25 protein-coding genes are annotated in these 23,418 nt (G+C 47.0%); 24 read left to right on the top strand and 1 reads right to left on the bottom strand.

All coding sequences use genetic code 11. The annotated features are described in order from the left end of the window. Window positions 1-38: 38 nt before the first annotated feature. The 3 genes from rsmD to AC4EHB_RS05285 are packed head-to-tail and all read left to right on the top strand — an operon-like array spanning window position 39 to window position 2,165. Complete coding sequence (gene rsmD / locus AC4EHB_RS05295) at window positions 39-614, top strand: 16S rRNA (guanine(966)-N(2))-methyltransferase RsmD (protein ID WP_490974545.1); 576 nt, start codon at window positions 39-41, stop codon at window positions 612-614. After that, the gene (coaD, locus tag AC4EHB_RS05290) at window positions 607-1,086 is read left to right on the top strand and encodes a pantetheine-phosphate adenylyltransferase (protein ID WP_490974544.1); all 480 of its coding nucleotides are present in this window, start codon (window positions 607-609) and stop codon (window positions 1,084-1,086) included. The genes rsmD and coaD overlap by 8 nt, the downstream gene beginning before the upstream one ends. Before the next feature lie 53 nt (window positions 1,087-1,139). Further along, the gene (locus AC4EHB_RS05285) at window positions 1,140-2,165 is read left to right on the top strand and encodes a SepM family pheromone-processing serine protease (protein WP_490980858.1); all 1,026 of its coding nucleotides are present in this window, start codon (window positions 1,140-1,142) and stop codon (window positions 2,163-2,165) included. Here AC4EHB_RS05285 and AC4EHB_RS05280 read toward each other — a convergent pair. Beyond that, window positions 2,153-3,352 (bottom strand): nucleotidyltransferase, encoded by a 1,200-nt coding sequence (locus AC4EHB_RS05280; protein ID WP_490980857.1) that lies wholly within the window; start codon window positions 3,350-3,352, stop codon window positions 2,153-2,155. The genes AC4EHB_RS05285 and AC4EHB_RS05280 overlap by 13 nt on opposite strands. 128 nt (window positions 3,353-3,480) lie before the next feature. On the opposite strand from AC4EHB_RS05280, the gene AC4EHB_RS05275 reads away from it, so the two are divergent. The 21 genes from AC4EHB_RS05275 (at window position 3,481) to ftsZ (ending at window position 23,214) form a co-directional block, all read left to right on the top strand. Then, window positions 3,481-4,014: a YceD family protein gene (locus AC4EHB_RS05275; protein ID WP_490980856.1), complete on the top strand. Its 534-nt coding sequence runs from the start codon at window positions 3,481-3,483 to the stop codon at window positions 4,012-4,014. A gap of 24 nt (window positions 4,015-4,038) precedes the next feature. Then, the gene (rpmF, locus tag AC4EHB_RS05270; protein ID WP_490974540.1) at window positions 4,039-4,215 is read left to right on the top strand and encodes a 50S ribosomal protein L32; all 177 of its coding nucleotides are present in this window, start codon (window positions 4,039-4,041) and stop codon (window positions 4,213-4,215) included. A gap of 83 nt (window positions 4,216-4,298) precedes the next feature. Next, window positions 4,299-5,051 (top strand): enoyl-CoA hydratase/isomerase family protein, encoded by a 753-nt coding sequence (locus AC4EHB_RS05265; RefSeq protein ID WP_490980855.1) that lies wholly within the window; start codon window positions 4,299-4,301, stop codon window positions 5,049-5,051. 118 nt (window positions 5,052-5,169) lie between these two features. Next, a complete protein-coding gene (locus AC4EHB_RS05260) occupies window positions 5,170-6,519 on the top strand; it encodes an acetyl-CoA carboxylase biotin carboxylase subunit (protein WP_490980854.1) in 1,350 nt (449 codons plus the stop codon). Continuing rightward, the gene (locus tag AC4EHB_RS05255; RefSeq protein ID WP_490974537.1) at window positions 6,516-6,731 is read left to right on the top strand and encodes an acyl-CoA carboxylase biotin carboxyl carrier protein subunit; all 216 of its coding nucleotides are present in this window, start codon (window positions 6,516-6,518) and stop codon (window positions 6,729-6,731) included. The genes AC4EHB_RS05260 and AC4EHB_RS05255 overlap by 4 nt, the downstream gene beginning before the upstream one ends. 33 nt (window positions 6,732-6,764) lie before the next feature. After that, window positions 6,765-8,315, top strand: coding sequence for an acyl-CoA carboxylase subunit beta (locus AC4EHB_RS05250; protein ID WP_490974536.1), 1,551 nt, complete (start codon window positions 6,765-6,767; stop codon window positions 8,313-8,315). A gap of 80 nt (window positions 8,316-8,395) precedes the next feature. Further along, window positions 8,396-9,253 carry a ketopantoate reductase family protein gene (locus tag AC4EHB_RS05245; protein WP_490980853.1) on the top strand — a complete coding sequence of 286 codons (858 nt, stop codon included), beginning with the start codon at window positions 8,396-8,398 and terminating at the stop codon, window positions 9,251-9,253. A 3-nt stretch (window positions 9,254-9,256) separates the two neighbouring features. After that, window positions 9,257-9,640, top strand: coding sequence for a DUF3397 family protein (locus AC4EHB_RS05240; protein WP_490980852.1), 384 nt, complete (start codon window positions 9,257-9,259; stop codon window positions 9,638-9,640). 121 nt (window positions 9,641-9,761) lie between these two features. Beyond that, the gene (gene bshC / locus AC4EHB_RS05235; RefSeq protein WP_490980851.1) at window positions 9,762-11,381 is read left to right on the top strand and encodes a bacillithiol biosynthesis cysteine-adding enzyme BshC; all 1,620 of its coding nucleotides are present in this window, start codon (window positions 9,762-9,764) and stop codon (window positions 11,379-11,381) included. 148 nt (window positions 11,382-11,529) lie between these two features. Next, the gene (gene mraZ / locus AC4EHB_RS05230; protein WP_135500281.1) at window positions 11,530-11,961 is read left to right on the top strand and encodes a division/cell wall cluster transcriptional repressor MraZ; all 432 of its coding nucleotides are present in this window, start codon (window positions 11,530-11,532) and stop codon (window positions 11,959-11,961) included. A 21-nt stretch (window positions 11,962-11,982) separates the two neighbouring features. Next, window positions 11,983-12,927 (top strand): 16S rRNA (cytosine(1402)-N(4))-methyltransferase RsmH, encoded by a 945-nt coding sequence (rsmH, locus tag AC4EHB_RS05225; RefSeq protein ID WP_490974532.1) that lies wholly within the window; start codon window positions 11,983-11,985, stop codon window positions 12,925-12,927. A gap of 31 nt (window positions 12,928-12,958) precedes the next feature. Beyond that, complete coding sequence (gene ftsL, locus AC4EHB_RS05220) at window positions 12,959-13,318, top strand: cell division protein FtsL (RefSeq protein ID WP_490974531.1); 360 nt, start codon at window positions 12,959-12,961, stop codon at window positions 13,316-13,318. After that, on the top strand, window positions 13,315-15,630 hold the full coding sequence (locus AC4EHB_RS05215) for a penicillin-binding protein (protein WP_490974530.1): 2,316 nt from the start codon (window positions 13,315-13,317) through the stop codon (window positions 15,628-15,630). Before ftsL ends, AC4EHB_RS05215 begins: the two co-directional genes overlap by 4 nt. A 29-nt stretch (window positions 15,631-15,659) precedes the next feature. Continuing rightward, window positions 15,660-16,628, top strand: coding sequence for a phospho-N-acetylmuramoyl-pentapeptide-transferase (mraY, locus tag AC4EHB_RS05210; RefSeq protein WP_490980850.1), 969 nt, complete (start codon window positions 15,660-15,662; stop codon window positions 16,626-16,628). A 1-nt stretch (window position 16,629) separates the two neighbouring features. Beyond that, the gene (murD, locus tag AC4EHB_RS05205) at window positions 16,630-17,994 is read left to right on the top strand and encodes a UDP-N-acetylmuramoyl-L-alanine--D-glutamate ligase (protein ID WP_490980849.1); all 1,365 of its coding nucleotides are present in this window, start codon (window positions 16,630-16,632) and stop codon (window positions 17,992-17,994) included. 19 nt (window positions 17,995-18,013) lie between these two features. Continuing rightward, window positions 18,014-18,796, top strand: a complete 783-nt coding sequence (locus tag AC4EHB_RS05200) for a cell division protein FtsQ/DivIB (protein WP_490980848.1) — start codon at window positions 18,014-18,016, stop codon at window positions 18,794-18,796. Continuing rightward, entirely contained in the window at window positions 18,774-19,496 is a 723-nt protein-coding gene (locus AC4EHB_RS05195) for a DUF881 domain-containing protein (protein ID WP_490974526.1), read from the top strand. Before AC4EHB_RS05200 ends, AC4EHB_RS05195 begins: the two co-directional genes overlap by 23 nt. Window positions 19,497-19,512: 16 nt before the next feature. Then, entirely contained in the window at window positions 19,513-20,226 is a 714-nt protein-coding gene (locus AC4EHB_RS05190; RefSeq protein ID WP_490980847.1) for a DUF881 domain-containing protein, read from the top strand. 5 nt (window positions 20,227-20,231) lie between these two features. After that, window positions 20,232-20,597 carry a small basic family protein gene (locus AC4EHB_RS05185; protein ID WP_490974524.1) on the top strand — a complete coding sequence of 122 codons (366 nt, stop codon included), beginning with the start codon at window positions 20,232-20,234 and terminating at the stop codon, window positions 20,595-20,597. A 101-nt stretch (window positions 20,598-20,698) separates the two neighbouring features. Continuing rightward, window positions 20,699-21,979 carry a cell division protein FtsA gene (ftsA, locus tag AC4EHB_RS05180; RefSeq protein ID WP_490974523.1) on the top strand — a complete coding sequence of 427 codons (1,281 nt, stop codon included), beginning with the start codon at window positions 20,699-20,701 and terminating at the stop codon, window positions 21,977-21,979. A 56-nt stretch (window positions 21,980-22,035) separates the two neighbouring features. Beyond that, window positions 22,036-23,214, top strand: coding sequence for a cell division protein FtsZ (gene ftsZ, locus AC4EHB_RS05175; protein WP_490974522.1), 1,179 nt, complete (start codon window positions 22,036-22,038; stop codon window positions 23,212-23,214). Window positions 23,215-23,418 lie beyond the last annotated feature (204 nt).

The following is a 23,418-nucleotide window of genomic DNA, read 5'->3' as shown; positions in this document are numbered from 1 at the left end:
TCTTTTCATAAGAAAATCAGTAAATAAGAGGCGATAAAATGCGTGTTGTAGCAGGATCAGTAAAAGGGATTCCGCTGAAAGCGGTTCCGGGCACTACAACTAGGCCCACGACAGACAAAGTGAAAGAATCCATTTTCAATATGATCGGCCCGTTTTTTGACGGCGGCATCGCTCTGGATCTTTTTGCAGGGAGCGGAGGGCTGGGCATCGAAGCGTTGAGCCGCGGCATTGACCGCGTGACGTTTACCGATAAAGACCGGAAAGCCATCGAAACCATCCACGCGAATCTTGAGAAGACAAGGCTTGCCGAGCGTGCGGACGTCTTCAAGGCAGATGCGGAGCGGGCGTTGAAAGCGATGCAGAAAAACGGGCTCCAAGCCCGGCTGTTGTTCCTTGACCCGCCTTACCACATGGAAAAGGCTTACGGTTTGATGGATAAAGCCGCAGAGCTTGGCCTAGTCACCGAAGACGCCATTGTGGTCTGCGAACATGACCGGGATGTGGAATTGGATGACCGCACCCGATTTTTCGAACGCTTTAAAAAAGAGCTGTACGGCAATACCATTATTTCAATTTACCGTTTTCAAGGGGAAGAGGGAGAAAAGTTTGAGTAAAATTGCAGTTGTGCCAGGAAGTTTTGATCCGATTACGATGGGCCATTTGGATATCGTCAAGCGGGCTGCCGCTATTTTTGATGAAGTCAGAGTAGTGGTCATGAATAATTCTTCAAAAAACCCATTGTTCTCGGTCGAAGAGCGCATCGCATTGATCAGTGAAGTGACAGACGCCATTCCGAACGTCAAAGTGGATTCGTTTGGCGGTTTGCTCATCGATTACGCGATTGAAGTTGAAGCCAACGCCATTGTCAGAGGGCTGCGAGCTGTGTCAGATTTCGAATATGAAATGCAGATTACTTCGATGAACAGGTTTTTGAATGAAAACATTGAAACCTTATTCATGATTTCAGGTAACCAATATTCATTCCTCAGCTCAAGCATTGTCAAAGAAGTAGCCAAATACGGCGGCAAAATCACAGGCCTTGTACCGCCGGCAGTTGAAGAAGCCTTGAAACAGAAGTACCAATAAGCCACGGCAAACGTGGCTTTTTGTCATTCAGCCTGCAAGGGGGAAGAATCGATATGGAAAAGAAGAAATTGGCATTTTTCGCCGTTGTTGTGGCATTGGCGGTTCTGCTGTCGTCATATCCGCTGGACTCCTATATTTCACAACCTGGCGGCGCGTATGAATTAGGGCCATTGGTCGAAGTGGCTGGGGGTGACGAAGACGACGAAGGGACCCTCAGCTTGATGACCATCTCGCTGCAGAAGGCCACTCCTATTTTATATGCCTTCGCCAAATTCCAAGATGGCCATAAAATCATGCCAGCGGATCAAGTCAGAAGTCCGCACGAAAGCGATGAGGAATACAATATACGCCAACTGAAAATGATGGCAGATTCCCAAGTCAATGCGCTGCAAGTTGCATTCGACATTGCAGAGAAGCCATATGAAGTGAAAAATAACGGCGTCTACGTGATGACCGTGCTGGAGGGCGGTGCCGCTGATGGAATTCTTGAAGCCGGTGATCGTGTTATTTCAGTGGATGGCAATAAATTCTCTACACAGGAAGAGTTAATCGAATACTTGGGCGGCCAGGAAGAAGGCCAGCGAGTAGAGCTTGTGTACGAAAGGGAAGACCGTGAAATCACGGACGCTGTGGAACTGGCCCCGCTGCCGACCGAGCCTGAGCGGATCGGGATTGGGATTGCATTTGTTGAGAACAAGGAAATCACCACAGATCCGGAAGTGACGATTGACTCGGAAAAAATTGGCGGCCCTTCTGCTGGCTTGATGTTTACGTTAGAGATTTTGAACCGGCTGCTCGATGAAGATATTACCAAAGGTTATGATATTGCAGGCACAGGCACGATGGAAAGCGACGGAACAGTGGGGCGCATCGGAGGCATCGATCAGAAAGTGATTGCCGCCGACAACCAGGATATCGAAATTTTCTTTGCCCCAGACGATGTTACTGAAGGTGCGTCGGAATCCAATTATGAGCTGGCAAAAAAAACGGCAGAAAAAATAGGCAGCGATATGGAAGTGGTGCCCGTAAAAACAATTGAAGATGCTATGGACTACCTAGAACAGCTTCAGCCGAAATAAATCGGCGGCGTCGTGTATTCGCGCTTCAAGTTGTCTGCGCCAAGCCCAAGAAAATACATGGAACTGGCATGAATATCGATTTCCCCCATCGGGTCCGCCAAATCGGCGGCACGGCTGATGAGTGGGAGGCCGATATTCTTTTTTTGTCCATTCAGGTAATGGCGGCCTGTTTCCGACATCCCCAAGAGCCGCAAATAGGATGGGCCTTCGAATGACCGGAGCTGGTCCCACGTGAACCCTGTATAGATGTGCGTTAGCATGCGTTGAATCCGGGTGCGGGTATAGCGCTTTGATTTAACGCGATTAATAAATCCTTCGAACGTCGGCTCCTTTTTCGCCGATTCGAAAATCAGGTATTCAATTCCTTCCGCAACTTCCGAAAAACGTTTTATGTTTTGAGGGCGTTCTTTTAAAATGCTATAGCGCAGCAGCGGATAAAATTGTGTCCAGCTGCCAAAAGCGCCGTAGTCTTGGCGAAAGGCTTTTAACGCCGCAAGGGAAGGGGCGGGTAAATAGTTTTCAATTCCTGCCAAGGAGCCTTCTTCGAAAAAAGCGCGCCGGATGCCAGTGGCGCTCGCGATCGTCGAATCTGTATGAATCGGATCATGGTAGCCGGCGGCAATCCGCTGGATGGTCAAAGGCTTTATGGAGGAGCCGCTTTTCTGCGCAGCCTCAATATAATGAAAGCCCAAAATATTATTCGGTTTCGCCAAATCGGCAAATCCGCTGCGTGAGCCGGTGAGGCTGTGATAAGCTTCGTTCAATGCCTTCGGATAGCTGATGCCGGTCTGGACTGCTTCATGGATAGACCGTTCATAAGTTTCGCGCTGGCTGTCCAGCAGCTCCCAGGTGTTCAAAAAAGGCTCGATGCCGCCTTCTTCGCTGCCGAAACAAAAAGATTCACAGCCAGCAGCTTCCAGCAGGGCAATTGCGCCTTTTGCAAAGTCGGACGCTTGTGCGGTTGCGTAGACATATGGCAATTCGAAGACGATATCGATGCCTGAGGCAAGCGCCATTTCCGTCCTCGCCCATTTATCAGCGAACGCCGGCTCGCCGCGCTGAAGAAATTGTCCGCTCATAACGGCAATGACTACATCTGCGCCAGCCCTCTGCCGTGCTTGTTGCGCGTGGTACAGATGGCCGTTGTGAAACGGATTATATTCAACAACAATGCCTGTAGCTTTCATTTAATTCTCCCCTTTGGTAAACTTACAATACAGTTTACTGATTTCAGGAATACCCTGACAAGATTTTATCTTGACATCCTTTTCTGTACATTATACAATAAACTTTGTTGTCTTAGAGGTGATACTTTATGAAAATCGCGATTCAACAGCTTCAGAAGCATCGCAAAGACGGAATGCCAATTGACGAAACTGTTCGGCTTGATGCAGTGAAAAAACGCAATAGCGATATTCGCGAAATTTCAGCTGTGCGGGTCACAGGAAAGTGTACAGTTGGTTCACAACAAACAACGTGCAAGCTCCATCTCGAAGGTATGTTAATATTGCCTTGTGCACGAACTTGGGAAGATGTTGAATTCCCTATCGACATTGAATCGGTTGAAATTTTCTCCTGGTCCGAAAAAGACCGGGGAAACAAGGATGATAATGTTCATTTTGTAGATGCTGAAACAATTGATCTTCAGCCGATACTCGAAGAACTGGTCCTGCTTGAGATTCCGATACAAGTTTTTAAGGAAGACGCCGACGAAGCCGTTATTAAAGGCGGCAAGGATTGGTCGTACACAACAGATGAACAAGTGGAAGCCGAGAAAGCTGAAGCACCACCAAAACCGGATCCAAGACTTGCTGATTTAGCAAAGTATTTTGATCAGTCAGATGAATAGAATCATTGTAAGGAGGTGTCACCAATGGCTGTACCAGCTAGAAGAACGTCCAAAACCGTTAAAAGAAAACGCCGTACACATTTCAAATTGTCAGTGCCGGGCATGGTAATCTGCCCAAGCTGTGGCGAATCGAAATTGGCTCACCACGTCTGCAAAGCATGTGGATCATACAAAGGGAAAGAAGTTGTAGCAAGCAAATAAACCAGTATTTGCTGCTAAAAGGCTATTGAGAGGCCATGGCTCTCGATAGCCTTTTTCTCTATCCAAAAATAAGGGGTGGCAAGATGTCATACAAAATTGAATTGGCAGAAGGAATCCTGACTTTTACAATTGACCGGCCGGATATCCGCAACGCGATCAACGCAGATGTCATGGAAGGCCTTGAAACCTTAATATCAAAAGTACATACATTGAAGCCGCGTTTCGTCATCATCACAGCGTCCGGTACACAAGCATTCTGTTCCGGGGGCGATTTGTCGGTGTTTCACGAATTAAAGACAGAAGAACAGGCATATCCGATGCTAATGCGCATGAGCGATGTTCTTTATGGCATTAAGACATTGCCTGTGCCGGTGATTGCACTCGTCAATGGCGCAGCAGTCGGCGGTGGATGCGAGATTGCTACGGCGTGCGATTACAGGCTCGTTAGGGAACACGCCAAATGCGGCTTTATACAAGGCACGTTAGCCATTACAAGCGGTTGGGGTGGCGGTACCTACTTATTGGACATGCTGCGCCATGACCATGCCTTAAAGATGCTGTGCGACGCCAAACCTTATTCAGCTAATGAGTTGCTGGAGAATGGCTGGGCGACAAAGATCATTAGAGAAGATGGGGATGTGGCGGACTTTATCCAGTCGATGAAAAAAATTCTGCCAGAAGTCCACCAAGCGTATAAGGAAATTGCCATCAGAAAATGGCAATCAACTAACCTGAAAGAACGCGTAGAAGCCGAAGTCAGTCGCTGCGCCAAGCTTTGGGCAGAAGACGCCCACCACGAAGCAGTAGATAATTTCCTGTCAAAATCCAAAAAATAAGGCTCCCGATTGTTGGGAGTCTTTTTTCTATTTAGAAAATTTTGTCCCAATAGTTGAAATCGCTTACAAAATTCGTATATGCTATAGAAGGGAGAAAAACATTGGGGGTATTTCTAATATGAAAAAAATCCTGATCGCGAACCGAGGCGAAATTGCGCGCCGCATTATCCGCACCTGCAGCCGCCTTGGCATCGAAACGGTCGCTATCCATTCCGAGGCAGATGGGGATCTGCCTTACGTTAGCGAAGCGACTGAAGCTGTATTGATCGGACCAAATCCGGTCGTGCAGTCATACCTGCAAAGTGACAAAATCATTGAAGCTGCAAAAGCGCATAACGCCGAAGCGATTCATCCCGGCTATGGGCTGCTCTCAGAAAACGCGGACTTTGCCCGTAAAGTGGCAGAAGCCGGCCTGATTTTTATCGGGCCATCCGCGGATATCATAGAAAAAATGGGCGATAAGCTCGAATCCCGCCAAACCATGGCCAAAGCAGGCGTCCCTGTAGTGCCTGGAACGGTCGATGGAGTCGCTTCAATTGAAGATGCTATTGAAGAAGCCGGTAAAATCGGCTATCCGCTGATGTTGAAAGCGAGTGCGGGTGGAGGCGGCATCGGCATGGTGCGCTGTGATAGTGAGCAAGCGCTCAGTCAGCAGTTTGCGTCTGTCAAAAACCGAGCTAAAGCGTATTTTGGCGATGATGTCGTTTACCTGGAGAAATTCATTGCCGATTCACGCCACATCGAGGTGCAAATTTTCGGGGATGAGCATGGCAACATCGTTCATTTATTCGAACGCAATTGTTCGGTCCAGCGCCGCAACCAGAAAGTGATAGAAGAGTCGCCCTCTCCGGATCTGCCGGAAGACGTGCGCCAGCGTTTATGCGACGCTGCCGTCAAAGCAGCCCAAGCAGTCAGCTATACAAACGCGGGAACTGTTGAATTTATCGTCGATAAAAACAATGAATTCTATTTTCTCGAGATGAACACACGGCTTCAAGTGGAACATCCTGTCACAGAAGAAGTGACAGGCTTCGACTTGGTTGAATGGCAGCTCGACGTGGCGACTGGCGGAACATTGCCGTCGCAGGACAGCATCCGTTCAACGGGCCATTCTATTGAATACCGGATTTATGCGGAAGACCCGAAAACCTTCTTTCCGTCGCCAGGTTTGCTGCAAACGGTCGAATGGGGAGAGGGCGCCCGCATTGAAACAGGTTATGAGCAAGGCAACACCGTAACGCCGTTTTACGATCCGATGATTTCAAAAGTTATCATCACGGGCGTTGACCGGGCAGACGCTTTGAATAAATCACAGAATTTTTTCAATCATGCTACAATAGTCGGTGTTAAAACCAATTTGCCGTTATACCGAGAATTTATCGGTTCGGAACAATTCACCTCCGGCACATATGCAACTTCAGTGCTGCCGGAATGGATGGAAAAAACCAAGGAGGAACAAAAATTATGAAAGAACTTAAAGCATCAATGGCAGGAACAGTCTTAAGCGTACTTGTAGCAGAAGGGGATACAGTAACTCCTGGGCAACCTTTGGTTATGCTTGAATCAATGAAAATGGAGATTCCGGTGGAAGCTGAAGTTGGAGGCACTGTCGAGAAGGTCCATGTTGAGATAGGCAGCTTCGTCAACGAAGAGGAAACATTGGTTACAGTCGCTGAATAAGCGTGGCTTTTTTATGCTAAGGGGGCAAGTGAAATGACTAAAACAACGGAAACAACGGGGTATAATGAGCGTTTGGAACAAAAGCTCGCAACGATTTTTGCAGGCGGCCATCCCAAATACCATGAAAAAATGAAAGAAAGCAATAAATTATTCGTTCGGGATCGCTTGAAATTGCTTTTCGACGACGAAAACTACGTAGAAGACGGCCGCTTCGCAAATGTCGAAGCGGGCGATTTGCCAGCAGACGGCGTTGTTACGGCAATCGGCAAAGTCAATGGCCAGACCGTGTGTGTCATGGCCAATGATTCGACCGTGAAAGCCGGATCTTGGGGCTTTCGGACAGTGGAGAAAATCATCCGCATCCAGGAAACTGCTGAGAAAATGCAAGTTCCGATGCTTTATCTGGTCGATTCGGCAGGTGCGCGGATTACAGACCAATTGGACATGTTTCCAAACCGTAGGGGTGCGGGACGGATTTTCCATAACCAAGTGAGAATGTCCGGCATGGTGCCGCAGGTCTGCTTGTTATTCGGACCTTCTGCAGCTGGGGGAGCTTATATTCCTGCATTTTGCGACATCGTCATCATGGTCGAAGGCAATGCTTCAATGTACCTTGGCTCGCCGCGGATGGCTGAAAAAGTCATCGGCGAAAAAGTGACGCTTGAAGAAATGGGTGGGGCTCGTATGCATTGCACAGTGAGCGGAGTTGGTGATGTGTTGGTGGCGACTGAAGAAGAAGCAATATCTGAAGCCCGCCGCTATCTGCAGAACTTTCCTGCAAACTTTGCAGTTAAGCCGGAAAGAATCGAAGCGAAGGCAGCGAAAGCTGGCCGGACGCTGGAAGCGATTATTCCCGAAAACCAAAATGCGCCATTCGATATGTACGAGTTGATCGACCAATTAGTTGATGAAGGAAGCTTCTTTGACATCAAGAAATTGTTTGCGGCGGAACTGATTACGGGAATCGCCCGCATTGATGGCCAGGTGGTCGGCATCCTTGCTAACCAGCCGAAAGTCAAAGGCGGCGTGTTGTTCGGCGATTCAGCCGACAAAGGTGCGAAATTCATTAATCTATGCGACGCATTTTCGATTCCGCTCTTATTCCTAGCAGACGTGCCAGGCTTCATGATCGGTACGAAGGTTGAGCGCGCAGGCATCATTCGCCACGGTGCGAAATTCATTGCCGCAATGAGCTCAGCGACAGTGCCGAAAATCTCGGTCATCGTCCGCAAAGCATACGGCGCAGGATTATACGCCATGGCAGGCCCGGCTTTTGAACCGGATGTCTGCATCGCATTGCCGACTGCGCAAATTGCGGTAATGGGGCCGGAAGCGGCAGTCAACGCCGTTTATTCCAATAAAATCGAAGCGATCGAAGATCCGAAAGAGCGCATCAAGTATGTGCAGGAAAAACATCGCGAGTATAAAGAAGAAATCGATATCTACAAATTGGCTTCTGAATTGATCATTGATGAAATTGTGGCTCCTCATCAATTGCGGGACGTCCTGGCGCAGCGCCTATCATTCTATGAATCAAAAGAATTGCCGTTGCCATATCGAAAACATGCCATTACTCCTGTATAATATAATGAAACCAGAAGTCTGCCTTGCAAAGGCAGGCTTCTTTTCAAAAGATGAAACCATTCTGGCTAGGAGGGGTTGTAATGGAATATGTCGTAGTTGGAGCAGGTTCTGTCGGCATGCTGATGTCATGCATGCTGCGCGATGCGGGGGCCAGCGTCAAGCTGATTACTCACCGGAAAGAACAGGCAGACTTGATCAACGAGCAAGGCATCAAAAGGGGCAGCGCCTATTACGTCGTTGAAGCGTCTGAAAAACTGGAAAATATCAATCGCCATGCAATTGTGCTGCTTGCCGTGAAATACGATGCTCTTCAAGAAATTCTGCCGATCGTCAACAAGGAATGTGCGGAAAATCCGATCGTCTTCCTGCAAAACGGCATGTTGCACCTCGAGTACTTGAAAATCATGCCTCAGTTAAACATAGGTGCAGGCAGTGTCGAGCATGGAGTTATCCGGATCAGCGACAACGAAATCGAACACACCGGTAAAGGGATTTTGAATTTGGCTTTGCTGAAAGGCGAGAAAAGGCATTTTTTGCCCTTGCTCGATTTAAGGAGAGTCCTGACTCGCTGGCACGAAGATGCTGATCGCATGCTGTTTCGGAAAGTGCTGCTCAATAGCATCATCAATCCGCTGACAGCGCTAATGGAAATCAAGAACGGCGAATTGCTGACGAACCCTTACGCCTATGAACTGATGAAAGACCTCTATACGGAATTATACAGGGCATTTCCCGATATCGACGCCCTGCTGCCGTTTGAAGAAGTTACATCTCTTTGCGCATCAACTGCTGGCAACACGTCATCAATGCTTGCCGATAAACGAGCCGGCCGAAAGATGGAAGTCGACACGATTATCCGTTACACATTGATGCGGGCGCCGATTGAACTGCCGACATTAAAAGTCTTTTATAATTTATTAAAATCAGCCGAGGTCTAATCAATGGATATCCTTTATTCGCTCGGGGCGGTTTTCATATTTGCCCCTGCCACTGCCTTTATACTTATCGTACTTTTTGCTAGAAAGAGGATGGGCTACCGGTCAATCGGCCTGGCTGCTGACTTGACCACTTTTCTGCTGTTTTTTTCAATTCCGGTGGCTATCGGAGCATTGTGGAATTTTGACGCTGCGTTCATCTCTTATGCGGCAGCAATTATCGTTGCCATTGCCATGCTTATCAATGAATGGAAAAAGTCGAAGGAAATTGAAATCTTGAAACTGGGCCGCAAAACCTGGCGCGTTTATTTTCTGCTGCTCAGCATTGCCCATTGCGTAATCTGGGCAGCAGGAATCGCGTTCGCACTCAACAACTTCTTGACGGTATAAAGCTTATAAGGCGGGACTGCTAATTTACTGCAGCCGAACCTTGTAAGCTTATTTTTTTTCAATGGCGCCAAGGTTTGCTATAGTTGAAATTGAATGTAAAGGGAAAAGGGGACATTTCTAAATGAATATCGAGGAACATTATATAGCACCGGCCAATAAACTGATGAACGATTACATAAACGGCGAACCTGAAATCGAGCGATTTTTTTCTTATAAACCGGACACCACGCAGTTCAAAGAGCGCTATCAAAAACTAAAAGAGCATCCCGTGGACCGGCACAAACTTACTGGAATCCTGCGCAATTATATGGCTCCGCACGGCCTTTCCGAAAAAGCAGAAAAGAACTTGGCAGCTTTCGAAGCGGGTGCGCCGGTCGTAGTTGCAGGGCAACAGGCCGGGCTCCTGACAGGTCCTTTATACACAGTCCACAAAGCCATCTCCATTATCGTGCTAGCTAAACAGGCAGCCAAGGACCTGGGAACGAGTGTCGTACCTGTTTTTTGGATCGCGGGCGAAGACCATGATTTGGCCGAAGTCAGCCACTTGTACCGCGGTGTGAACGGGCGGCTCGATAAATTAAATGTCCCCTACACTGAATATGGCAAAAATTCGGCTTCCACGGCACAATTGAATAAATCAACGGTCGAAGCCTACTTGAAAGAATATTTCCGGAGCCTGCCAGAAACAGCCTATAGCAGAGAGCTGCAAACTTTGGCATTTTCACATTTGGAAAAGGCAGATTCCTACACGGATTTCTTTGCGTTGCTTTTAAACCATTTTTTCAACGAAGAAGGTTTACTGTATATTGATGCTGCGGATCCGGCTCTTCGCCAATACGAAACTCCGTATTTCGAGGGGATGATCCGCCAGTCTGAAGAGATAGCGCATGCCGTTGCGGATGCCGAAGCGCAATTGCAGAAAGCCGGCTATGCGGCAACTATTGGCGCTGAAAAAAATGCCGCCAATCTATTTGTCACAGTGCATGGCGAGCGGATTCTCCTTCAGCGCGAAGGCGAACGCTTTACAGCCAAAGGGGCAGCTATTGAATACACATTGGAGGAGCTGCTGGAAATCGCAAGAACTGCGCCTGAAAATCTCAGCAATAACGTAGTAACCCGTCCATTGATGCAGGAAATGGTCTTTCCAGTTCTGGCTTTTGTAGGTGGGCCAGGCGAAATCGCCTATTGGGCGGCATTGAAAAATGTATTTCAAATAGCAGGGATGGAAATGCCGGTTGTCATGCCGCGTCTAAGCATGACTTTGGTTTCAAGAAGAGTTGAGGCGTTATTAAAGAAATACAATTTGTCAGCTGTCGAAGTGGCAGAAGGCCAAAAAATTCCGGAAATGCGCCGGCAATTGATGGAGTCGATACGCGAAGAACAAGCGGAAGGGCTCATCGAAGAAATGGAACAGCAGTTCCAAGCCAAATATGCCGAAATCAAAAGTGCGTTTTCAGCGATAAGTGGGGGATTGGAACCGCTGGTTGAGAAAAACCTGCAATTCCACCAGAAACAGCTGCAATTTCTGAAGAACAAATTAGAGGATGAAGTAATTCTGCAGAACAGCACGCAATTCGCCCACTTTGATTTGCTGGAACTGGAGTTGCATCCGAATGGCGGGTATCAGGAGCGAATTTTCAGCCCGTTCCCATATATGAATGACTATGGCTTGAACCTGGTTAAAGAACTGCTTGCATTCGATATTAAATATGACAAAAATCATAAACTCTTCTATTTATAAGCACGTAAAGTCTGCCTCGGCAGGCTTTTTTTTGTCTCAAGAAGTGCAATTGGGATTTTTTTCTGTAACATACGTGAAATATTTAAAAAACAAGTGGTGGGAAGTGGGGGATTGTGGTACATTAAAAACAATAAGTGGGGTGGATGGCATGTTCATGGGAGAATATCAACATAGCGTTGATGCTAAAGGACGATTAATCGTTCCGGCAAAATTTCGTGAACAACTCGGGGAGAATTTTGTAATTACTCGAGGCCTGGACCAGTGCTTATTTGGCTACACAATGGATGAATGGATAAAGATCGAAGACAAGCTGAAAGAGCTGCCGGTCACTAAAAAAGACGCACGTGCATTTACACGGTTCTTTTTCTCGGGTGCCTCGGAAGTGGAACTCGATAAACAAGGGCGCGTCAACATACCATCGACCTTAATATCATATGCGAAACTTGAAAAGGAATGCGTCATACTCGGTGTCTCGAATAGATTTGAAATTTGGTCTAAAGATGCATGGGAAGAGTATTTTACGGCATCTGAAGATTCTTTTAATGATATTGCGGAAAATTTAGCGGACTTTGATTTTTAAAAACTGAACGGAGGGAAATGATTGTTCAACCACACCACGGTTTTACTTCACGAGACCGTCGATGGACTGAACATTCGTCCTGACGGCATTTACGTAGACTGTACGCTTGGCGGAGCAGGGCATAGCGAGTATCTGGTGCAGCAATTGTCTGAAAAAGGGCATTTGTATTGTTTCGACCAAGATGCGACAGCGATTGACCATGCCAAACTAAAGTTGAAAGATTATTTAGACAAGATTACATTTATCCATGCGAATTTTAAATTCATTAAAGAAGAACTGGAAATGCGTGGCATTATGAAAGTGGATGGCATCCTTTATGATTTAGGCGTGTCATCGCCACAGCTTGATACACCCGAACGGGGCTTCAGCTACCATAATGATGCACCATTGGATATGAGGATGGACCAGACGGCGAAGTTAAGCGCTTACGATGTTGTCAACGAATGGGCATTCGAAGATTTGGTGCGTATTTTCTATCGTTATGGAGAAGAAAAATTTTCCAAGCAAATTGCTAGAAAGATCGAAGCAGCGAGAGAGCTTGCGCCGATTGAAACAACTGGGCAATTGGTCGAATGCATTAAAGATGGAATTCCGGCATTTGCCAGACGCAAAGGCGGACATCCCGCGAAGCGAGTCTTCCAAGCAATCCGCATTGCCGTCAATGATGAATTAGGTGCAGCGGAAACATCACTGCAAGACGCAATCGAGCTACTGGCCATTGGAGGCCGCATCAGCGTCATCACATTCCATTCGCTTGAAGATAGGCTATGCAAGACGATTCTCAAAGAACATTCGTCATTGCCTGAACTTCCGCCGAACTTGCCGGTCATACCGGAAGGCATGGAACCGATATTAAAATTGATTACACGCAAACCGATTCTTCCTTCAGTGGAGGAATTAGAGCATAATAACCGTTCGCGTTCAGCGAAATTGAGAATTGCCGAAAAAGTGAAAGATCAGAAATAAGATATAAAAAAGAAAGTTAGGACGTGTTCAAATGGCTTTACATGCAAGAAAAGAAGCATACATACAACAGCCGGCCGTTCCTCAAAACCCTACCCGGGAGCCGGCTAAAAAAAGAAATCTCCTCACTAAAGGCGAAAAATTCTTGTACCTGTCATTCGTGGCTGTATTCGTGCTTTGCGCTGTGCTTGTGCTGCAAAATCAGTCAGTGATTCAGGCTTCGTCTCAAGAAATACAAACAATTGAACATTCAATCGATGAAAAAGTGAAACAAAATACAGATTTGTCTGTGCAAGTCAGCGAACTATCTAGATACGAGCGCATTTGGGCAAAAGCTAATGAACGCGGCCTAAAATTAAATGAGCGAAATGTAAAGGTAGTGCCTGGGCAATGAAAAAAAAGTTTCGATTTCAATGGGGAGCCTTTCTGCTGTTTTTAGTTTTTGCAGGGCTCTTTTTCCTTTTGACGGCAAGAATCGTAACGATTCAGGCCACAGGTTCTGTTGAAGGGCAGGAATTAGCCGCAAGAGCTGCAGCGAAATACAGCCAGGAAGAAGTGCTCACTGCCAAACGGGGGAAAATCCTTGATCGCAACGGCGAAGTTATCGCAGAAGATACGCTGACGTATAAAGTCGTTGCCGTCTTGGACGAATCGGCCACACAGAAGGCCAGCAACCCGCGGCATGTAACTGACGTGGAACATACAGCGCAAGTATTGTCTGATTATTTGGATACCCCGGAAGATAAACTTTTAAGCATTTTAAATTCCGGTGTGGAAAATGAACGTTACCAAGTTGAATTCGGCGTTGCTGGACGAGAAATCAGCCATACGAAAATGCTCGAAATGAAAGAACAGGAGCTTCCAGGCGTTTTATTCGTCCGGGACTTGAAGCGCCTTTACCCGAACGGTTCTTTTGCCTCTCATTTGATCGGCTTTGCATTGAAGGAAGAGCAAAAGGATGGGCAGATGGTAACGAAAGGGAAAATGGGTCTTGAAGCAATCCACGATAAAGTATTAACTGGAAAGAACGGGAAAATGGAATTCAGCACTGATAAATGGGGCTTTTTGCTGCCAAATAGTGAATCGGCGGTAACTCCCGCAGTGGACGGCTCCAATGTCCAATTGACAGTGGATAAAACGCTGCAGAACTTTTTAGAAGATGCAATGTCCAGCGTTCAAGAAGAATATTCACCGACGCGCATGATCGCCGTTATTGCGGACCCGAAAACCGGGGAAATTCTGGGCATGTCCCAGCGGCCGACTTTCAACCCGAACACACGGGAAGGTCTGTCCGACAACTGGCTCAATGAAAGCATTGAGTTGACCATCGAACCCGGTTCTCCGATGAAAATGTTTACACTCGCTTCAGCAATCGAAGAAGGAAAATGGGATCCGAATGCTTATTACAATTCGGGGACGTATACTTTACTGGACCGCACAATCCGTGACCATAATAGCGGACGCGGCTGGGGCAGTATCACATTTTTGGAAGGATTTCAGCGTTCATCCAATACGTCAATGGCGTATTTGCTCGAACGCCTAGGACCTGAAAATTTGATGAGGTATATCGACGCGTTCGGGTTTGGCCAAAAAACCGGCATTGATCTGCCGAATGAGGCCTCGGGGACGATTCTCGACAAATGGCCGATTGACCGTTTGACAATGTCCTACGGCCAAGGATCAACGGTGACGCCGGTTCAAATGATCCAAGCCGCTTCCGCCATTGCAAATGGCGGGACGATGATGCAGCCGTATGTCATCGACCAAATTAAAAATCCGGATACGGGTGAAGTAACGGTGAAAAGTGAACCGACTGAAGCCGGAAACCCGATTTCAGCCGAAACGGCGAAACAGGTGAGGGAAATCCTTGCTTCTACTGTAACTTCAGAGGCTGGGTCCGCACGCGGATTTGCGCTGCAGGATTATACCGTAGCGGGCAAAACCGGAACGGCGCAGGTTCCAGGAGAAAATGGGCTGTATATGACTGGGCGAAACAACTACCTATTCTCATTTTTAGGGATGGCTCCGGCTGAAGACCCGGAACTGCTCATTTATATTGGCGTTCAACAACCTGAGTTGCCGCTAGATGAGTATGGCTCAGTGCCAGTTGCGAAAATTTTCACTTCTGTAATGGAAAATGGGCTTAAATATATGAATATCGAACCCAAAAATACAGAAACTGTAAAAAAAGCGAAACTTGAAGATTATACCGGTCTTCAGTCAGCAAAAGTTGCTGAGCAGCTTTCCGCTAAAGGTCTGAAAGTCATTTCAACAGGCGACGCCTCTAAAGTGGAGGGCCAATTCCCTCAAGCCGGGGAGACGATTGTTGAAGGCGGCACAGTGATCTTGAAAACGGCAGGCGAAACGGCATTGCCGGACTTTACCGCTTGGTCTAAGCGCGACTTGCTGGCGTTTCAATCTCTCAGCGGCATTTCACTGGAGATTGTCGGCCAAGGCTACGCGGCAAGCCAGAGCCTGACAGCGGGCTCGGCAATAACAGAAGGGGAACCGGTCGTTGTTCAGATGCTGACGCCGGAAGAATCGTTCCAAAAGCAAATGATCGATGGCATGGAAGGAATTCCGGCGGAAGAATCCGCTGTACCTGCCGTTGTGCCAGAAATACCTCCTGCCGATGAATCGGCAGAAGAAGGCTCGGCTGTAACAGAACAAAATGAACAACCACCAGCTGAAGATTCAGCCCAATAATTTAATGTTTAAAGGAGCTCTTTGCTAACATGAATGAATATATATTGCTTGGATTTGGAATTGCTTTTTTGCTCACGGTTGCCCTTATGCCCATTTTCATTCCGCTTTTGAGAAGGATGAAATTCGGCCAGAGCATTCGTGAAGAGGGGCCACAGTCCCATATGAAAAAAACGGGAACGCCGACTATGGGCGGCCTTGTCTACTTAATCGCAATAATTATTACTGTGTTAGGGGTCGCACTTTTTGCTGATCGTCTGTCGCAGGAAATCATCATTTTGCTGCTGGTTTTATTCGGCTATGGATTAATCGGATTTTTGGACGACTTTATCAAAGTGGTCTTGAAACGGAATCTCGGGCTGACATCATTGCAAAAACTTATTGCACAGATCGTCATTGCTGTAATTTCGTTTTTCTTGTTAAATGGCATCGAATTCGACACAGCGTTGTCTATTCCATTCACTGATGTCTCAATCGAATTGTCCATTCTTTATGTAGTATTCCTCATTTTTTGGCTTGTCGGCTTCTCAAACGCCGTCAATTTGACAGACGGTCTGGACGGGTTAGTGGCAGGTACTGCCTCAATCGCCTTTACCGCTTTTGGTGTCATTGCCATCGTACAGGAACAAGAAAGCATTGCTATGTTCACCTTTGCTGTAGCAGGGGCGCTCTTAGGTTTTCTGGTGTTCAATAAATATCCGGCCAAAGTCTTTATGGGCGATACGGGATCTCTTGCACTCGGAGGAGCTCTTGCGATGGTATCAATCCTTTTGAAGCAGGAACTTCTGCTGCTCATCATCGGCTTGGTCTTCGTTATTGAAACGCTGTCTGTTATTTTACAGGTCGGCAGTTTCAAATTAAGAAAAAAACGGATTTTCAAAATGAGTCCGATTCACCACCATTTTGAATTGAGCGGCTGGTCCGAATGGAAAGTCGTTACTGTCTTTTGGGCAGTAGGGCTTACTGCAGCGGTTATCGCAGTTGCGCTGGAGGTTTTATAGAATGAAACAAGTTGAACAGGTTTTCCATAAAAAAGTGTTGGTGCTTGGATTGGCGAAAAGCGGTTTTACAGCGGCGCGCATCTTGCATCAGTTAGGTGCATTTGTAACAGTGAATGATTCAAAGCCATTCGAAGCGAATCCGGAAGCCCAGGAATTATTGAATTTGGGCGTAACAGTCATTTGCGGAAGACATCCAGAAGACTTGCTTGACGAAGGGTTTGAATTGGTGGTCAAAAACCCAGGAATTCCGTATTCCAATGTCATCATCGAGTCCGCTGTCGAAAAAGGGATTCCAATCTGGACAGAAATCGAACTTGCTTATTTGATCAGTGAAGCGCCGTTTATCGGCATCACCGGTTCGAACGGCAAAACGACCACAACGACGTTATTATTCCATATGCTTAACCAAGATAAGAAAAAACCGTTGATTGCTGGCAATATCGGAACAGTGGCAAGCGGCGTAGCAGAAAAAGCGTCGGCGGATAACGTCATCGTCACTGAACTGTCGTCGTTCCAATTGAAAGGCGTCGAACAGTTCCGTCCCAATATTGCCATCATTACGAATCTTTATGAAGCGCATCTGGATTATCATGGGACGGCGGAAGATTATGTCGGATCAAAAATGAAAATTGCGGAAAATCAGCTGCCTGAAGATTTCTTCATCTACAATGCGGACCAACCCTTCTTGGCTAATTTTGCTGCAGGATGCAAAGCGCAATTGATTCCTTTCACACTAAAGGGCCGGACTGAAGAAAGCATCAGCGCAGATGACCGCTATATTTACTGGCAGGGCGAGACTTTGATCGAACGTTCGAAAATCTTGCTCGGCGGCCAGCATAATTTAGAAAATATTTTAGCAGCCACAGCGGCTGCCATAATATGGGGCGGCACGAAAGAAACTATTATTCGCGTCCTGACGTCATTTACAGGTGTAAAGCACCGTTCACAATTCGTCCTTGAATGGAAAGGGCGCAAATTCTACAACGATTCGAAAGCGACGAATGCTCTTGCCACGAAGAGTGCTTTGGAGGCTTTTCCAGGCCAAATCATTTTGTTGGCTGGTGGGCTCGAACGCAACCACTCTTTGGAAGAATTGCGTCCGTTTATGCCTCGGGTCAAAGCGCTTATTACTTTTGGTGAAACTGCCGGCAGGTTTGCGGAATTCGCATCGGATAATGGGGTTCCGACAGTGTCAAAGGCGGAAGATATGCTCGAAGCCGTTGAAAAGGCGATTGGCAACTCACAAAGCGGAGACACGGTGTTATTATCGCCGGCTTGTGCAAGCTGGGATCAGTATGAAAATTTTGAAATCCGCGGCGATGCGTTTATCGATGCGGTACAGCGTGTAACACAAGCAAACGACTAAAAGATAAGGAGCAGCGAGTATGGACAAAGTGATTGATATCGAAGAACGCATCCCGACGCTACGTGAGCGACGGAAAAAAAGAACCAATCGCAAGTTCGTGGCGCTGCTGTCCATTTTTCTTTTGTTGCTGGTTGTGGCCATCTACAGTCAGACAAAATACAGCAAAATTCAGGATGTTGCAGTGGCGGGCGCTAATCTCTATGCGCCAGTCGATTACCAGAAAGCCAGCGGCCTGGAATTTGGCGATTCGATGTGGAGCTTCACTGAAAAAGAGATTGAAGAGAAATTGAACGGCCTCCAATGGGTAAAAGCTTCAAGGGTCGAGAAAAAATGGTTGACTGGTGTGGAAATCTACATTGTTGAACACGAAAAAATTGGCTACCTGGATAACGAAACTGGTTATCAGATGGTCTTGTCAAACGGGTATGCTTTAGAAAAACCAGTGGCTTCAGTCAGCGGACCGATTTTCACCAATTTCGAAAATGAAGAAACCCGACAGAAATTAGCTGCGCAATTAACCGATATTGATTCAGAGGTTTATAACCTCATTTCGCAGATTACGCTGAATCCGGAAGAAAGTTCACCTTTGGTCAGCTTGTATATGAACGACGGCAACGAAGTGAAAGGGACTTTAAGTACGTTGGCGGAAAAACTGAATTATTATCCTTCAGTCATCGCGCAGCTCGAAGAAGGGCAAAAAGGCGTAATTGACATGGAGGTCGGAATCTTCTTCCGTTCATATGATGACATGTACGGGCCGCCGAAAGAAGGTGAAGATGATGAAGAACCCAAAGAAGAGTAATCGGCGTTTCAGCAAATCAATTATTTTTTCACTGGTTTTTCTGGTGCTGGGTTTCATCATGGCTTATTCCTTCAGCCTATCCCAAGCCGAAAAAAATAAAAGCGGCTATACCGGCGGCGCATTTTTCGAGCAAGAAGAGCGCTTCCGCGGTCAATTGATCGACCAGCAAGAACGAAATAAAGACCTGCGGGCCGAACTGGAAGAAAAACAGGCGGCAGTCCAGAAGTACGAGCAATCTTTCTCAGATGGGCCAGACCGGTTCAGTGACTATGCGGATGAAGCAGAATCGCTTCGCCGTTATGTCGGTGCTCTGCCAGTGGAAGGGGACGGCTTGAAAGTGACGCTGCAGGACGGCGAGTATGATGGCAATTCGGAAAACCCGAACGATTACATCGTCCATGAAAGCCACGTTTTTCAAGTCATCAATGAGCTTTACATTTCAGGGGCGCAAGCCATCTCCATCAATGGCCAGCGCATAGATGGAGATTCCTATATTGTCTGCACAGGACCGGTAATTACGGTCGATGGCGTACAGTATCCGGCTCCTTTTACAATTGAAGCTATCGGCAAATCGGATGTGCTCGAATCGTCCATGAAACTCTCAGGCGGTGTAATGGATCAGCTGCTCAATGATAATATCATCGTCACGCTGGATATGGGCCAGAAAATATCCATGCCTGCCATGCTATCAGAATCTTGAGTAAAGGGGAGCCATCATGAAAAAGATCATATCTTTCCGGTTTTCGCTGATTTTATTCATCATCGGCTTAATGACGGCCATCCAATACAATACCTTGAACGAACCGAACTCCCGCGATACGCGTGATGTTTGGGAAGTGCGGCAGGAACTTTCGCGTGAAAAGCAACTCCATTCGGAATTGCTGTCGGAGATTGGACAGCTGTCAGAAACATTAAACAAATACGAAGACGCGGCGAACCAAAGCCCGGAGCAGGCATTGGTGGAAACAGTAGAGGATTTGCGCAAGGCAGCGGGGCTTACTGAAACAGCCGGCCCAGGAATTGAGGTGTCAATAGAACCTTCGCCTGAAGCGGTCGCTTTGGGGCAGAACATCGAAGGCATTGCTCCTGACTTGCTGATCCGGTTTGTGAACGAAATCAACCGCTTCAACGGATTATACGTATCGATCGACGGCAACCGGATTGTTAATACAACGGCAATCCGTGACATCAACGGACGGACAACGGTGAACACAGTGCCAATCCAGACGCCGCCGTTCAAAATAAAAATCGTAGCGAATTCCATGGAAGACACAGAAACGCTTTATAATCATTTGCTGTCGTCTCCGCTGCGCGATGATTTCTATATCGACGACCTAATCGTTGAAGTATCTGAACCGTCTGCTGAATTGGCAATCGAAGCATACGACAAAGACATTGATTATAATCTGCTTGAGGAAGCAAAGGAGTAGTATAGATGTGGCTATCCATTTTGGGCTTAATATTGGGAATATCATTAGGATTGCTGACTGACATCCAAATCCCTCCTGAATACGCGAACTATCTGTCGATAGCGGTCCTGGCTTCCCTGGATACATTGTTTGGGGGAATAAGGGCCCATTTACAGCAGGTGTATGATGATAAGGTATTTGTATCGGGTTTTTTCTTTAACATCGTCCTTGCCGCAGGCCTCGCTTTCTTAGGGGTGCATTTAGGTGTGGATCTATACCTCGCTGCAATTTTTGCATTCGGTGTGCGGCTTTTCCAGAATATTGCTGTCATCAGACGCATCATTTTGACGAAATGGGCTGAGAAAAAAGAATTGCGTGAAACCCAGGGGTGAATTGTAAGGAAATTTACAAACTTCCGCTGTTTTGCTTAGACAAGGTGCACAATTTACAATAGAATGAAACTAATGAAGTTAATTTAAGGAGGTGCCACGAATTGAGTCAATCAGAATTATATGTAAGCCTAGACATCGGTTCGTCATCCGTTAAAGTACTTATCGGGGAAATGGCCAATAAATCATTGCACGTTATCGGAGTAGGAAACGTAAAATCAAATGGCATAAAAAAAGGTGCGATTGTTGATATAGATGCAACAGTTCAATCGATTAAAAAAGCTGTTGACCAAGCTGAGAGAATGATCGGCAAGCAGATTCACGAAGTGGTTCTAGGCATTCCTGCCAACAAAGCCATGCTGCAGCCGGTAAAAGGCGTAGTCGCGGTAAACAGCGAAGACCGGGAAATTACGGATGAAGATTTGGATCGCGTAATGGATGCGGCGCAAGTCATCTCAATTCCGCCAGAACGCGAAATCGTCAATATCATTCCTGAACAATATATCGTCGACCATTTGGATGAAATCAAAGATCCGCGGGGTATGATTGGGATTCGCCTTGAAATGGATGGTACAATGGTTACGACATCGAAAACCGTTTTGCATAACGTTCTTAGATGTGTTGAGCGCGCTGGCCTTTCGATTCGTGAAATTTACATGCAGCCATTGGTTGCCGGTTATTACGCTTTAACCGAAGATGAAAAAAATCATGGAACGGCCTGCATCGATATTGGTGGAGGATCGACATCGATCGCTGTTTTCCAAGACGGCCACCTGACAGCTTCATCGGTTATACCGGTCGGCGGCGACCATGTCACAAAAGATTTATCGATCGTCTTGAAAACACCGACAGAACAAGCAGAAAAGATCAAGCTGGAGCATGGCCATGCGTTCTACGACGATGCATCTGAAGATGAATTGTTCGAAGTTCCTGTGATCGGTTCAGATACGAAAGAGCAATATAGCCAGAAATACATATCTGAAATCATCGGGGTCCGCCTGGAAGAACTTTTCGAATTGATTTTAGATGAGCTTTACCGCCTTGGCGTCCAAGACCTTCCAGGAGGCGTCGTATTGACTGGCGGAATGGCGAAATTAGAAGGGCTGCCAGAATTGGCTCGCCACATTCTCCAAACCCGTGTCCGTTTGTTTGTGCCGGAATTCATCGGCGTCCGCGAACCACAGTACACGACAGCAGTTGGGCTTATCCAATATGCGTACATGGAAGATATGTTCTATGGCCGTTTAGGAGCAAGCGCTGCGTTGACAGAGTCAGCGAAAATCGAGCAAGAACACCATCCTAAAAAACAGCAAAAACAGCCTAAGGAAAATACTGAAGGCGTCGTTTCAAAAGCTAAGAAAATGTTTGACCGATTCTTCGAATAAAATGCACATTGCATCATGCTTACTTTAAAAGCGGAGCAATTTTAGGAGGAAAAAGAATGTTGGAATTTGATACATCAATTGATGCTATGGCAATAATTAAAGTTATCGGTGTCGGCGGCGGCGGAAACAACGCTGTCAACCGCATGATCGAGCACGGAGTCCAAGGTGTAGAATTTATCGCAGTCAACACTGATGCCCAAGCGTTAAATTTATCTAGAGCTGAAGTCCGCTTGCAAATCGGCGGCAAATTGACGCGCGGCCTTGGTGCTGGAGCTAATCCTGAGGTCGGCAAAAAAGCGGCTGAAGAAAGCAAAGAACAGATCGAAGAAGCATTGCGCGGCGCGGATATGGTATTCGTAACTGCCGGCATGGGCGGCGGTACTGGTACAGGAGCTGCACCAGTCATCGCTGGAATCGCTAAAGAACTTGGGGCTTTGACGGTAGGGGTCGTAACACGTCCATTCACTTTTGAAGGCCGTAAGCGTTCTACACAAGCAATCAGCGGAATCAGCACGATGAAAGAATCGGTTGATACGCTAATCGTCATTCCGAATGACCGTTTACTTGAAATCGTTGACAAGAGCACGCCAATGCTTGAGGCGTTCCGTGAAGCGGATAACGTTTTGCGCCAAGGTGTCCAAGGTATCTCAGATTTGATCGCAGTTCCTGGATTGATCAACCTTGACTTTGCTGACGTTAAAACAATCATGTCGAATAAAGGTTCTGCATTGATGGGAATCGGCGTTTCTTCTGGTGAAAACCGTGCTTCTGAAGCAGCGAAAAAAGCTGTTTCGAGTCCGTTGCTTGAAGTATCCGTCGATGGCGCTAAAGGCGTTCTTATGAACATCACTGGCGGATCGAACTTGAGCTTATACGAAGTCCAAGAAGCAGCGGACATCGTTGCTTCAGCATCTGACGAAGATGTAAACATGATTTTCGGATCTGTCATCAATGACAATCTGAAAGATGAAATTGTTGTCACTGTAATTGCTACAGGTTTCAACGAAGAGCAAGTACAACCAAGAACGCCGCGGGGCTCTGGTTTGAATTCAAGCCGAGTGCAGTCTATCCAGCAGCAGTCTCCGCCGCCTTCACTACGTGAATCGCGCCGCGAAGAACAGCGCCGTGAAGACCACGCGCCTTCTTATCAACAAGAGCCTGTGCGCCAAGAAAAACAACAGGATGATGCACTGGACATCCCGACGTTCTTGCGCAACCGACAAAAGAGACGCTAATCAAAACAGCTGCCTAACCGGCAGCTGTTTTTTTATTGCGCCTAAAAAGCGGCCACCGCCCTGCTGCAATAGCGGAAAGAGAGTGGCGGCAGAGCTTAATTGATAAATATGCCTATACTTGGTACAATAAAGAGAAACTTCAAGCAGCAGGGCCCATCGATGGCCAGGCTAAGTGGCAGTTGGTCTTGATGGGCTTTTGCCAAT

The sequence above is a fragment of the Planococcus sp. TJ-302 genome, from assembly GCF_058268455.1.
This window is presented reverse-complemented; position numbering and strand designations above follow the sequence as displayed.

Bases quoted from the DNA above. Each gene is read 5' to 3' on its own strand.
- rsmD (WP_490974545.1), top strand. From the start codon at position 39: ATGCGTGTTGTAGCAGGATCAGTAAAAGGGATTCCGCTGAAAGCGGTT.
- AC4EHB_RS05285 (WP_490980858.1), top strand. From the start codon at position 1,140: ATGGAAAAGAAGAAATTGGCATTTTTCGCCGTTGTTGTGGCATTGGCG.
- AC4EHB_RS05280 (WP_490980857.1), bottom strand. From the start codon at position 3,352: ATGAAAGCTACAGGCATTGTTGTTGAATATAATCCGTTTCACAACGGC.
- AC4EHB_RS05275 (WP_490980856.1), top strand. From the start codon at position 3,481: ATGAAAATCGCGATTCAACAGCTTCAGAAGCATCGCAAAGACGGAATG.
- rpmF (WP_490974540.1), top strand. From the start codon at position 4,039: ATGGCTGTACCAGCTAGAAGAACGTCCAAAACCGTTAAAAGAAAACGC.
- AC4EHB_RS05265 (WP_490980855.1), top strand. From the start codon at position 4,299: ATGTCATACAAAATTGAATTGGCAGAAGGAATCCTGACTTTTACAATT.
- AC4EHB_RS05260 (WP_490980854.1), top strand. From the start codon at position 5,170: ATGAAAAAAATCCTGATCGCGAACCGAGGCGAAATTGCGCGCCGCATT.
- AC4EHB_RS05255 (WP_490974537.1), top strand. From the start codon at position 6,516: ATGAAAGAACTTAAAGCATCAATGGCAGGAACAGTCTTAAGCGTACTT.
- AC4EHB_RS05250 (WP_490974536.1), top strand. From the start codon at position 6,765: ATGACTAAAACAACGGAAACAACGGGGTATAATGAGCGTTTGGAACAA.
- AC4EHB_RS05245 (WP_490980853.1), top strand. From the start codon at position 8,396: ATGGAATATGTCGTAGTTGGAGCAGGTTCTGTCGGCATGCTGATGTCA.
- AC4EHB_RS05240 (WP_490980852.1), top strand. From the start codon at position 9,257: ATGGATATCCTTTATTCGCTCGGGGCGGTTTTCATATTTGCCCCTGCC.
- bshC (WP_490980851.1), top strand. From the start codon at position 9,762: ATGAATATCGAGGAACATTATATAGCACCGGCCAATAAACTGATGAAC.
- mraZ (WP_135500281.1), top strand. From the start codon at position 11,530: ATGTTCATGGGAGAATATCAACATAGCGTTGATGCTAAAGGACGATTA.
- ftsL (WP_490974531.1), top strand. From the start codon at position 12,959: ATGGCTTTACATGCAAGAAAAGAAGCATACATACAACAGCCGGCCGTT.
- AC4EHB_RS05215 (WP_490974530.1), top strand. From the start codon at position 13,315: ATGAAAAAAAAGTTTCGATTTCAATGGGGAGCCTTTCTGCTGTTTTTA.
- mraY (WP_490980850.1), top strand. From the start codon at position 15,660: ATGAATGAATATATATTGCTTGGATTTGGAATTGCTTTTTTGCTCACG.
- murD (WP_490980849.1), top strand. From the start codon at position 16,630: ATGAAACAAGTTGAACAGGTTTTCCATAAAAAAGTGTTGGTGCTTGGA.
- AC4EHB_RS05200 (WP_490980848.1), top strand. From the start codon at position 18,014: ATGGACAAAGTGATTGATATCGAAGAACGCATCCCGACGCTACGTGAG.
- AC4EHB_RS05195 (WP_490974526.1), top strand. From the start codon at position 18,774: ATGAAGAACCCAAAGAAGAGTAATCGGCGTTTCAGCAAATCAATTATT.
- AC4EHB_RS05190 (WP_490980847.1), top strand. From the start codon at position 19,513: ATGAAAAAGATCATATCTTTCCGGTTTTCGCTGATTTTATTCATCATC.
- AC4EHB_RS05185 (WP_490974524.1), top strand. From the start codon at position 20,232: ATGTGGCTATCCATTTTGGGCTTAATATTGGGAATATCATTAGGATTG.
- ftsZ (WP_490974522.1), top strand. From the start codon at position 22,036: ATGTTGGAATTTGATACATCAATTGATGCTATGGCAATAATTAAAGTT.